This is a genomic window from Pantoea sp. CTOTU50773 (genome assembly GCF_032082325.1).
GTDB lineage: Bacteria > Pseudomonadota > Gammaproteobacteria > Enterobacterales > Enterobacteriaceae > Pantoea > Pantoea communis.
Map to the genome: position 1 here is coordinate 1 of NZ_DAMDQC010000157.1, position 10,030 is coordinate 10,030.

11 protein-coding genes, 1 pseudogene and 1 riboswitch are annotated in these 10,030 nt (G+C 56.2%); of the genes and pseudogenes, 6 read left to right on the top strand and 6 right to left on the bottom strand.

Annotated elements, in window-relative coordinates:
- Positions 1–373: 373 nt before the first annotated feature.
- Positions 374–1,291, bottom strand: coding sequence for a nucleoside hydrolase (locus RT340_RS19030; protein ID WP_313377497.1), 918 nt, complete (start codon positions 1,289–1,291; stop codon positions 374–376).
- A 107-nt stretch (positions 1,292–1,398) separates the two neighbouring features.
- Positions 1,399–1,474, top strand: a riboswitch (Fluoride riboswitch).
- A 90-nt stretch (positions 1,475–1,564) separates the two neighbouring features.
- Between RT340_RS19030 and crcB the strand changes: the two genes are divergently transcribed.
- Together crcB and RT340_RS19040 are read left to right on the top strand one after the other, a co-directional pair.
- Positions 1,565–1,942 (top strand): fluoride efflux transporter CrcB, encoded by a 378-nt coding sequence (crcB, locus tag RT340_RS19035; RefSeq protein ID WP_039333080.1) that lies wholly within the window; start codon positions 1,565–1,567, stop codon positions 1,940–1,942.
- A 118-nt stretch (positions 1,943–2,060) separates the two neighbouring features.
- Positions 2,061–2,858, top strand: coding sequence for a sugar phosphate isomerase/epimerase family protein (locus tag RT340_RS19040; RefSeq protein WP_211729192.1), 798 nt, complete (start codon positions 2,061–2,063; stop codon positions 2,856–2,858).
- On the opposite strand, the gene RT340_RS19045 is transcribed toward RT340_RS19040, so the two are convergent.
- From RT340_RS19045 to RT340_RS19055, 3 genes are all read right to left on the bottom strand, one after another.
- Entirely contained in the window at positions 2,855–3,460 is a 606-nt protein-coding gene (locus RT340_RS19045; RefSeq protein ID WP_034819904.1) for an alpha/beta hydrolase, read from the bottom strand. The two genes, RT340_RS19040 and RT340_RS19045, sit on opposite strands and share 4 nt — an antisense overlap.
- An 11-nt stretch (positions 3,461–3,471) precedes the next feature.
- Positions 3,472–4,413 (bottom strand): glutathione S-transferase family protein, encoded by a 942-nt coding sequence (locus RT340_RS19050; protein WP_313377498.1) that lies wholly within the window; start codon positions 4,411–4,413, stop codon positions 3,472–3,474.
- A 99-nt stretch (positions 4,414–4,512) separates the two neighbouring features.
- A complete protein-coding gene (locus RT340_RS19055; RefSeq protein ID WP_313377499.1) occupies positions 4,513–5,412 on the bottom strand; it encodes a LysR family transcriptional regulator in 900 nt (299 codons plus the stop codon).
- A 192-nt stretch (positions 5,413–5,604) separates the two neighbouring features.
- Between RT340_RS19055 and RT340_RS19060 the strand changes: the two genes are divergently transcribed.
- The 3 genes from RT340_RS19060 (at position 5,605) to RT340_RS19070 (ending at position 7,428) form a co-directional block, all read left to right on the top strand.
- A complete protein-coding gene (locus RT340_RS19060; protein ID WP_034819879.1) occupies positions 5,605–5,841 on the top strand; it encodes a ParD-like family protein in 237 nt (78 codons plus the stop codon).
- The gene (locus tag RT340_RS19065) at positions 5,810–6,139 is read left to right on the top strand and encodes a type II toxin-antitoxin system RelE/ParE family toxin (protein WP_160833768.1); all 330 of its coding nucleotides are present in this window, start codon (positions 5,810–5,812) and stop codon (positions 6,137–6,139) included. Before RT340_RS19060 ends, RT340_RS19065 begins: the two co-directional genes overlap by 32 nt.
- A 164-nt stretch (positions 6,140–6,303) precedes the next feature.
- On the top strand, positions 6,304–7,428 hold the full coding sequence (locus RT340_RS19070; RefSeq protein WP_313377500.1) for a GNAT family N-acetyltransferase: 1,125 nt from the start codon (positions 6,304–6,306) through the stop codon (positions 7,426–7,428).
- Here the strand turns inward: RT340_RS19070 and RT340_RS19075 are convergent.
- Complete coding sequence (locus RT340_RS19075) at positions 7,425–9,257, bottom strand: ABC transporter ATP-binding protein (RefSeq protein WP_313377501.1); 1,833 nt, start codon at positions 9,255–9,257, stop codon at positions 7,425–7,427. The two genes, RT340_RS19070 and RT340_RS19075, sit on opposite strands and share 4 nt — an antisense overlap.
- 61 nt (positions 9,258–9,318) lie before the next feature.
- On the opposite strand from RT340_RS19075, the gene RT340_RS19080 reads away from it, so the two are divergent.
- The gene (locus tag RT340_RS19080; protein WP_097119427.1) at positions 9,319–9,813 is read left to right on the top strand and encodes a GNAT family N-acetyltransferase; all 495 of its coding nucleotides are present in this window, start codon (positions 9,319–9,321) and stop codon (positions 9,811–9,813) included.
- A 67-nt stretch (positions 9,814–9,880) separates the two neighbouring features.
- On the opposite strand, the pseudogene RT340_RS19085 reads toward RT340_RS19080, so the two are convergent.
- A pseudogene (locus RT340_RS19085) lies at positions 9,881–10,030 on the bottom strand (rhizopine-binding protein); the annotation flags it as partial.

The following is a 10,030-nucleotide window of genomic DNA, read 5'->3' on the forward strand; positions in this document are numbered from 1 at the left end:
CTGCCGGGCCGTCCTCGCGCCGCTGACGCGGTGCCTTCGGCTTCCACGTCGTGCCTGCGGACCGTTCGGGTTAAGGGGTTCAGTTCAGGTAAGGCCGTCCTGGCCAACCCGAACTGCCAGTCGCCTCCCTGCGCCTGGCTCCTGGCCCAACGTAAAAGCCTCAGCGCTGCGGATAGCCCTTGCAGCAGCAGAGGCGCTCTGGCCTCAGCCATCGTGCCGTTTTTAACAGCATGCACTGTAGCTGAAGAGCGTGCTGGGGCTGTTCAGGGTAAGAGGCGCGCTCTGGCCTCAACCATTGTGTCCTTTTAACAGACTGCGTGATCACCCGGCGCTTAACTGGCAAGCATTACGCCATTAATAGCGACCACCCATCTCATGCCCGCAGTGCGGCAAAAAAGTGTTCCCGCACTGCTTCGGCATCCACGCCGAGGCACAAGCGCTGTGTGCGTAATCCGGCAAACGAATCTTCACGTGAGGCGAGGGCGCTGAGACGTCGCACTGTCTGTCCACGGCTGATGCCTTCCGTCACCACACGCACCGGTGCTTCGGTCACGGTAAACGCCTGCGGCAGGGCCAGCCAGGAGAGCGTCAACGTGTCATGCAGCGCCATGCCATCAAACCCTTCCTTTTGCAGACTGTACGCCAGATACGGACGGCATATCGCGCTGAGTACAGGCTGATTTAACTGCCGCACTTCATCGCCGGTGATCAGCACCTTGTGTGTCACATCCAGCGGTAATACCACCACCGGTAACGCCGAGGCCAGCACCTGATCGGCGGCATGCGGATCTTTCCAGATATTAAACTCGGCAAATGGCGAGACGTTGCCGGAATGGCCGTCGGTGCCAAATGCGCCGCCCATGATCACCAATTCTTTCACCAGCGGAATGATATCCGGCGCCTGATTGATGGCGCTGGCGATATTGGTCAGCGGCCCAATCGCCACGATGGTGATGGCATGGGGCTGTGCGCGCACGCTATCAATAATAAACTGCACCGCGCTGGGTGCTGCTTCACTGTGTGAGTTCTCGAATGCATCCCCTAATCCATCCAGGCCGTGCAGCGTGGCGGGCGCAGAAGGGGCTAATGCTAACGGACGGGAGCAACCGCGATAGACTGGTGCCTCAATCTCCATCTTCTCGCAGAACAGCCGGGCATTTTTCACCGCTTGCCCGACCGCCACATTGCCAAACACCGTGGTAATCCCCAGCAACCGCTGCGTCCGCGCCGCATACGCCAGCGCAAAGGCATCATCCACGCCAATATCAGTATCAAAAATCAGGGTACGCATCGGGATCTCCTCTCTTATGTTGTTCTCCACGTTAAAACATAATCGTGTGCAAAGGTAAGCCAATCGTTGACCGATATTGTCACCCCCGCGACGCCAGCGTATTATCATGCCGCTAAGGTGATGGCGTGCCACCTTCCCCAACCGCCGTTCTGGAAACAGACGGCTGATGACGCCTGACAACACTCGTATCCCTGCGCGGGAGACGGCGGTGTGTCAGGTGTTTTTCTGTCCTGCCGCGGCCCTGCGCGTAACTCATTTCAGGAGCTCCAAAGTATGTTGAAGTCATTACTGGCTGTTGTGCTCGGTGGTGCCGTGGGCTGTTCACTGCGCTGGCTTATTTCTCTGCGGTTCAACGCGCTGTTTCCCAATCTGCCACCGGGCACTTTAATGGTGAATCTGGTCGGTGGTTTTATCATCGGTGCAGCGTTGGCGTTTTTTGTCCGCAATCCGCATATTGACCCTTTCTGGAAACTGCTGATTGTCACCGGCTTATGCGGCGGTTTAACCACCTTCTCTACCTTTTCAGCGGAAATTGTCGGCTTGCTGCAAACCGGTAAATACCTCTGGGCGATGTCGAGCGTGATGGTGCATGTGATTGGTTCACTGCTGATGACCTTCGCCGGCTTTGCAGTGGTGAATCTGCTGGGATAAAAGCCCTGCGCATCACGGGCTTGAAATAACGCCTAAGAGGTAGATACTGGTCGGTGTTCTGTTTGCGTGACAAGCAGAACCTGTCACCGATTTATCCGGACGATTAGGGAGCCCGTTGATGCGAAGTAACCCCAAATTCCTTAACCTGGTGTTGTTAAACGGTGAACCTGAACAGAAACTGCGCGCGGCCCGTGCCGCCGGTTTCGATCAGGTCGAAATCTGGCGGGATGATGTTGAGGCAGCCACAGCGCAGCTGGCTCAACAGTTAAATCTTGGCTTTACCAATTTGCAGGTGCTGCGTGATTTTACCGGTGCGCCAGATCGTGAACGTCTGCAAAAGCGTGAAGAGCTGCGGCAGTTTATCCGGATTGCGCAGTCAATCGGTTGCAACACCATTCAGGCACCGGCCACCACGCGTGAAGATTGCGTGGCGGAGCGCATCGATGAAGATCTGCGTTGGATGGCCTCAGAAGCCGCGCGCTATAACATGCGCATCATGTACGAACCCATGGCGTGGTGCAGCGTTGATAATACGCTGCCGCTGGCGTGGGAACGATTGCAGCGCCTGGACCAACCGAATATTGGACTGGTGGTCGATCTGTTCCACATTTGTGCCTTGGGTGGGGACGCCTCACAGCTGGATGGCATTCCTGCCGATCGTATCTATGAAGTGCAACTGTGCGATATGGCGGAGATGCCGCCGCAAGAGAAGGGCGCGCTAAGTGATTATGCGCGCCATCAGCGGTTGTTGCCCGGCGACGGCATTATCGAAGTGGAACGCTTTGTCGATAAGCTGAAAAGCGCCAGCTATCGTGGCCCGGTCGGCATTGAAGTGTTTAACGATGGATTAAAAGCGCAGCCACCCGAAGTGGCTGCGCAACAAGCCTGGAACGCGTTAAATCGCTACTGGCCTTAATCCTGCAAGCACTGGGCGATAAAGGCGGCCGCTTGCATCGCACCCTGTGAAGAAATGGTATGACCGGTGGCGGCTTCAAAGCGCGCTTCCACCGTCACGCCTGCCGCTTGCAGGCGCTGTGCTGCTGACTCACTCTCGCTATACGGAATCACACCATCCGCTTTGCCGTGAATCAGCAACGCAGGCGTGTGCGAAGCCGGGGTTAATGCACCGTCAAACGACAATCGTCCGGAAAACGCCACCACGCCCGCCAGCGGATGACGGCCCTGTGCCAGTGCATCCAGCGCCATGATCGAGCCCTGAGAAAAGCCTACCAGAATCACTTTATCCCACGCGTCCGCCATGCCGTGTTGCGCCATCAACTGTTGCAGTGTCTCATCGAACGCTGCGCGGGCTTCACGCACCCGCGCCGGACGATTTTCTGGGGTAATGCCCGTCAGGCTAAACCACTGATAGCCCATTGCATGTTCAAACGGATAGGGCGCATTCGGCGAGGCAAAAGCCACATCCGGCAGCAGGCTGGCCCAATGCTGGCCGAGTCCTGCCAGATCGTCGCCATTACTGCCCACACCATGTAAAAAAATCACCAACGCTTTTGCCATCATCCTGCTCCTTAAAGTCCGTAATCCGCCATATCCGGGCCTACTGGCACAATCCCGTTCGGGTTCAGTGCCTTAATCGAATAGTAGCCCTGCTTGATATGGTCGATGTTCACTGTCTGACGCACACCCGAAACCGCCAGCATACTCTTCAGATAGCGATCGAGCAGCGGATAGTCGCGCAGGCAGCGCAGGTTACATTTGAACAGACCATGATAAGCAACGTCAAAACGCACCAGCGTCACGAACAGCCGAATATCGGCTTCGGTCAGGCGCTCGCCCAGCAGGAAAGTACGGCCATCTTTCAGACGCAGTTCCAGTTCGTCTAACTGGCTGAACACATCATTAAACGCTTGCTGATAGCTCACCTGCGTGGTGGCAAAGCCGGTACGATACACGCCGTTGTTGAGACGTGGATAGATCGATGCGTTGATCGCGTCGATCTCAGCGCGCAGATCTTCTGGATACAGATCGAGGCTGTTGTCTGCCAGATCGCCAAACCCGCTGTTCAGCATACGCAGGATGTCAGCAGATTCGTTGTTCACGATGGTCTGCGTCTTTTTATCCCACAGTACCGGCACCGTGGCGCGGCCTGTAAAGTCAGCATCGGCGCGGGTATAGAGTTCGTGGATGTACTCGGCTTTGTTAAGCCAGTCACGATCAGCACCCGGATAGTCACCGAAGTGCCAGCCCTGCGCACCCAGCTGCGGCTCGACCACCGAGACGCTGATCACTTTCTCCAGTCCTTTCAGGCTGCGTGCTACCAGTGTGCGTGATGCCCATGGGCAGATCAGTGCCACATACAGATGATAGCGATCCGGCTCGGCGGCAAATTCGCTGGAGCCATCTGCGGTGATCCAGTGGCGAAAACTGGACGTCTGACGGACAAATCCGCCCTGTTTATCGGTGGCTTGAACCGGGTGCCACTCTGCGCTCCACTTACCGTTAACCAACATATGCTCGACTCCTCTCTGGTGATGGAGTGAGCATACCGCGCTGCTGGTTGGGTGATAATCCGGGCAAAATGGCTTTCATTGCTTCCAAATTGGAAGGAATCAGCCGGGAGGATGCTGCTGGAAATGATCGGCGAGGAAATCAATCAGTAAGCGGGTTTTCTGCGCCAGATGGCGAGCGGGGGGATAGAGGGCAAACAGGCCCATCGGCGGCGTGGCGAAGTTATCCAGCAGCGAGACGATTTCGCCGCGTTGTAGCGCAGGTGCTGCAATAAAACCCGGTAAACGTGCGATACCCAATCCGGCGATGGCTGCCTGTAAACAGGCTCCGGTATTGGAAAAACACAGGCGGCCGCGAATCGGCATGCTTACGCTGTCGCCGCACGGCGTCACAAACGGCCAGTGCCAGGGATCGCGGAAGTTGGTGTCACTGATACATTGATGCGCAGCCAGGTCGCGCCAGTGCTGCGGTGTGCCTTGTTGCAGCAGATAGCCCGGCGAAGCCGCTACGCGAATCGGCACATCGCCCAAACGACGTGCAATCAGGCTACTGTCATCTAGTTTACCAATGCGAATCGCCATATCGAAGCCTTCATCGACGATGTTCACTGCACGATCGGAGAAGTTAACGTCCAGTTCAATCAACGGATAGTGACGCGCAAATGCGACCAATACGCTGGCGAGCACCGCCGTACCAAAGGTGCCGGGCGCACTGATTTTTAAGCGCCCCGTCGGCGTGGTGGCATTTTCGCGTACCGTGGCATCCAGCGTGTCGAAAGCATCCAGCAGGGTTTTCACGCGTTCGTAATAGGCGCGACCCACTTCAGTGGCTGAGAGTGCACGCGTGCTGCGCTTGAACAACTGCACGCCGAGTTCCTGCTCCAGCCGGGAAACCAGCTTGGAGGCCTGCCCGCTGCTGGTGCCCAGTCGCTCGGCCGCCCCGGCAAAGCTGCCTACTTCCAGCACCGCGACAAACATGCGGTCACAATCGAGACGATCCATGGCGGTTCCTGAACAGCGAAAAAGGTGAGTATACACATTCGTTATCGAGACACGGTAAATCGTGCTGCTATCACTGATTGCCAAATGCGACAATATGTCGCACAATCACCTCTGTTGTACGTCTGGCAATGACGTATCAATGGAACCACCCTCACAACAACGTATCGGGTGACGACAATAAGAGGTTTAAATATGGCAACCAGCGTCCGCTTAGACGATGATTTTGTTGAAGATGTGAAAACACATGCAGAAGCCATGAGCCGCAGCGTGCCTAAGCAGATTGAGCATTGGGCGAAGATTGGTCGCATCGCGGAGGATAACCCCGATCTGACGTTCTCCTTCATCAACGAAATCTTACTGGCTAAAGCAGAAATGGATAACGGCAAGGTCAAAAAATATGTGCGCAGAAAAGACCGGACAGGAAGTTGAGATTTATCAGACCCGCCGTTTTGACAAGGCTTTTAACCGCCTGACGGAACAGGATCAGGAGGGTGTTGATCAAGAGATTGGCCGCATTATTGCTATCCCAGAGATCGGTGAACGCAAAAAGGGCGACCTGAGCTATCTCTGGGTGCACAAGTTTTACCTGAGCAAGCAGCAATATCTGTTGGGTTACAGCTGGGTCGATCAGAGACTGGAAATCTATCTTCTGAGCCTCGGTACACACGAAAATTATTATGACGACCAGAAGCAACATCGTAAAAACGACCTGAAACTCATCGGCTAACAGAGTCGCTTCCTTAAGCGGTGGAAGCGTCCTTTCCAATCCAAACCCCTCCGGCGTGATTCATGCCAATAGATGGTCGATGCACATTCAGTGCGCCCCCTCTTTTCCCCTGCGACAAAACCTGTTGAACTAGCTGTTCGCCTTAAGCTGGCCGGGAGCCATGCATGTCTTTGCTTCACCTGTCGTCGCTGGCGGAGATTTCCGCCCTCGAATGGGATGCGCTGTTACCTGACGATCAACCGTTTTTACGCCATGCCTTTCTGCTCACGCTGGAAGAGAGTGGCAGTGTGCGGCCGGAAAACGGCTGGCAGGCGGATCACTTGCTGTGGCGTGAAAAGGGCGTGCTGAGCGCCGCGCTGCCGGGCTATCGCAAACGCAATTCGCAAGGTGAATACGTCTTTGATCACGCATGGGCTGATGCCTGTCACCGCGCCGGCATTCCATACTATCCAAAGTGGCTGGGGGCGATTCCGTTCAGCCCGGTTACGGGTGCGCGTTTATTGGGCGAGCAAGCCGCCATCAGCCAGCTGCTCGCAGCGTTGCCCGATGAACTGCTGCAAAACGGCCTGAGCGGCGCACATATCAATTTCACCACGCCGTTTGCCAACGATGTGATGGAGCAGCAGCCCGACTGGCTGGCGCGTCTCGGCATCCAGTATCACTGGCACAACAAAGGCTACCGCGATTTTCAGGATTTCCTCGACACGCTGATGTCACGCAAACGCAAACAACTGCGTAAAGAGCGCGAACAGGTGGCGAGCAGCGGCTTTGAGTTCAACTGGTATCGCGGTGACGAACTCAGCGAAGATCAGTGGGATTTCGTCTACACCTGCTACGCCAACACCTATGCGGTGCGCGGGCAGCGTCCTTATCTCACGCGGCAATTCTTCAGCCTGCTGACCGAACGCATGCCGCGATCGATTCGCGTGGTGATCGCCACGCTGCAGGGCCATCCGGCCGCCATGGCGTTCTATCTGGTGGATGGCAACTCGCTGTACGGGCGTTACTGGGGCTGCCTGGGGGAGTTTGATCGCCTGCACTTTGAAACCTGCTTCTATCAGGGCATGGATTTTGCGATTGCCGAGGGATTACAGCGTTTTGATGCGGGAGCGCAAGGCGAGCACAAACTGGTGCGCGGCTTCGAACCGCAGATCACTCATTCCTGGCACTACCTGTGCCATCCGGGGCTGCGCGAAGCCGTAGAAGAATATTTAGTGCAGGAGCGGGCAGGGATTCGCGCCTATGCCATTGAAGCGCGCGAAGCCCTGCCATATCGACGCGGCGATTAGTCTTCGCCGACAAAGCCACCGGTCTGATGCTGCCACAGGCGCGCGTAAAGCCCGTTGTGCGCCAGCAGTTCGCGGTGGTTGCCCATCTCAACAATCTCACCTTTATCCAGCACCACCAGTCGATCCATTTTGGCGATAGTCGAGAGACGGTGCGCGATGGCAATCACCGTTTTGCCCTGCATCAGCGTTTCCAGGCTCTCCTGAATCGCCGCTTCGACTTCGGAATCGAGGGCGGAAGTGGCCTCATCCATGATCAGAATCGGCGCATCTTTCAGCAGCACGCGGGCGATGGCGATACGTTGACGCTGACCGCCGGACAGTTTCACTCCGCGCTCACCCACATGCGCATCCAGCCCGGTACGGCCCTGTGGATCGGACAGCAGCGTAATGAACTCATCGGCGCGGGCGCGGATAATCGCCGCCTGCAGTTCGTCTTCGGTGGCGTTTGGGCGTCCGTACAGCAAGTTTTCTCGAATCGAACGGTGCAGCAGCGACGTGTCTTGAGTGATCATGCCGATCTGGCCGCGCAGGCTCTCCTGCGTGACTTCGGCGATGTTGTGATCGTCAATCAGGATGCGCCCGCCGTTGATGTCATAAAGCCGCAACAGCAGGTTCACCATTGTCGATTTACCGGCACCGGATGGCCCAATCAGGCCGATTTTTTCACCCGGTTTGATATTCAGGTTGAGGCGATTGATCACCTGGCGGCTGCCGCCGTAATCAAAGCGCACATCTTCAAAGCGGATCTGACCCTGCGTTACCTGCAGGTTTTTCGCCTGCGGCTCATCCTGTACGCTGAGCGGCTGCGCGATGGTGTTCAATCCATCCTGCACCATGCCGATATTTTCAAAGATGCCGTTCACCACCCACATGATCCAGCCGGACATGTTCACTAAGCGGATCACCAGACCGGTGGCCAACGCAATCGCACCGACGCTGATCAGCGACTGGCTCCACAGCCACAATGCCAGGCCAGAAGTGCTGACAATCAGCAGACCATTCAGCGTCGATAGTGTGATATCCATGGTGGTGACCATGCGGCTGGCGTGCTGGGTTTTGTCGGTCTGCTCCTGAATCGCTTCGCGCGCGTAGCGTTTCTCCAGATCGTTATGTGCGAACAGTTTGATGGTGGCGATATTGGTATAGCCATCGACGATGGTGCCCATCAGTTTGGATCGCGCCTCGGAAGAGACCACCGAACGTTGCTTCACGCGCGGCACAAAGAAGCTCAGAGAGACGCTATACGCCACAATCCAGATAATCAGTGGAATCATCAGGCGCCAGTCGGCCTCGGCAAACAGCACCAGCGAAGTCACCGCGTAAATCACCACATGCCAGATGGCATCCACCAGCTGCACCGCGGAATCGCGCAGGGAGTTGCCGGTCTGCATGATGCGCTGGGCGATACGTCCGGCGAAATCGTTCTGGAAGAAGTTCAGGCTCTGGCGCAGCACGTAGTTGTGATGCTGCCAGCGGATCATGCTGGTCATGCTCGGGTTGATACTCTGATGCACCAGCATATCGTGCAGCGCAATAATCACCGGCCGCAGAATCAGCGCGACAAACCCCATCCATAGCAGCACTTGCCAGTTGTCGGTGAACAGCGTGGCGGGCGTCGAGTGATTGACCAGATCGATGATGCGGCTGAGATAGCTGAACAGCGCCACTTCAATCAGCGCCTGCGCTAATCCCACAATCAGCAGGGCGACAAAGCTCGGCCACACCTGACGCAGATAATAGAGGTAAAACGGCCAGACGCTGGAAGGGGGAGAATCGGTTGGTGCATCCTGGAAAATATTGATAAAACGTTCAAAACGACGATACAACATAAAGTCACTCTTCCGTTTGGTGAGAGTTAACAGCTTAGTGCAAGTGAAAGGGATTACCGACATGGATCTGATCATTCGCGGTCGCGAACCGGCCGATGCGGCCGCTTATCAACGCCTTTACAGCCACCCCGACGTGTATCGCTGGACCACGCAGCTGCCGTTTCCCAGCGTGCAAACCTGGCAGAAAAAATTCGAAAACATGGACGCGGCGGGCTATATCGGTTTCGTGGCCGAAATTGATGGGCAGATGGTGGGCGAGCTGACGCTGTTTGTCGAACAGCGCCCGCGTACGCGTCACAGCATCAGTTTTGGTATCAGCGTCGATCCAGCGTTTGGCGGGCGGGGTATCGGTGAGAAACTGATTCGCAACGCCATCGACTATGCCTTTAACTGGCTCGGTGTGGTGCGTATTGAGCTGGAAGCGTTTCATGACAACGCGCGTGCGATACGGTTGTACCAGCGCCTCGGCTTTGAGCAAGAGGGCGTGAAGCGTAAAGCCTGCCTGCGTGAGGGGGAGTATCACGACATCGTGGTCATGGCGAAACTGCGGGAGTAATCGTGGATTGCGCAATACATTGCGCCGTCGCAGGACGGCGCGGTTTATCGCGCGGTATTGGCCTTAATTACTGACTCTTCTCCACGTACTTCTGCATATTCTCTTTGGTCACCAGTTCAAACGGGATCCACACGTGTGAATCCACTTTCTCGCCTTTCATCAGCTTCTGCGCTACATCCACCGAGGCTTTGCCCTGACCAATCGCATCCTGGAACAC

Excerpts from the sequence above, each read along its gene's own strand:
- RT340_RS19040 (WP_211729192.1), top strand. The coding sequence starts at position 2,061 with ATGCGAAGTAACCCCAAATTCCTTAACCTGGTGTTGTTAAACGGTGAA.
- RT340_RS19060 (WP_034819879.1), top strand. The coding sequence starts at position 5,605 with ATGGCAACCAGCGTCCGCTTAGACGATGATTTTGTTGAAGATGTGAAA.
- RT340_RS19065 (WP_160833768.1), top strand. The coding sequence starts at position 5,810 with ATGTGCGCAGAAAAGACCGGACAGGAAGTTGAGATTTATCAGACCCGC.
- RT340_RS19030 (WP_313377497.1), bottom strand. The coding sequence starts at position 1,291 with ATGCGTACCCTGATTTTTGATACTGATATTGGCGTGGATGATGCCTTT.
- RT340_RS19075 (WP_313377501.1), bottom strand. The coding sequence starts at position 9,257 with ATGTTGTATCGTCGTTTTGAACGTTTTATCAATATTTTCCAGGATGCA.
- RT340_RS19070 (WP_313377500.1), top strand. The coding sequence starts at position 6,304 with ATGTCTTTGCTTCACCTGTCGTCGCTGGCGGAGATTTCCGCCCTCGAA.
- RT340_RS19050 (WP_313377498.1), bottom strand. The coding sequence starts at position 4,413 with ATGTTGGTTAACGGTAAGTGGAGCGCAGAGTGGCACCCGGTTCAAGCC.
- crcB (WP_039333080.1), top strand. The coding sequence starts at position 1,565 with ATGTTGAAGTCATTACTGGCTGTTGTGCTCGGTGGTGCCGTGGGCTGT.
- RT340_RS19045 (WP_034819904.1), bottom strand. The coding sequence starts at position 3,460 with ATGGCAAAAGCGTTGGTGATTTTTTTACATGGTGTGGGCAGTAATGGC.
- RT340_RS19055 (WP_313377499.1), bottom strand. The coding sequence starts at position 5,412 with ATGGATCGTCTCGATTGTGACCGCATGTTTGTCGCGGTGCTGGAAGTA.
- RT340_RS19080 (WP_097119427.1), top strand. The coding sequence starts at position 9,319 with ATGGATCTGATCATTCGCGGTCGCGAACCGGCCGATGCGGCCGCTTAT.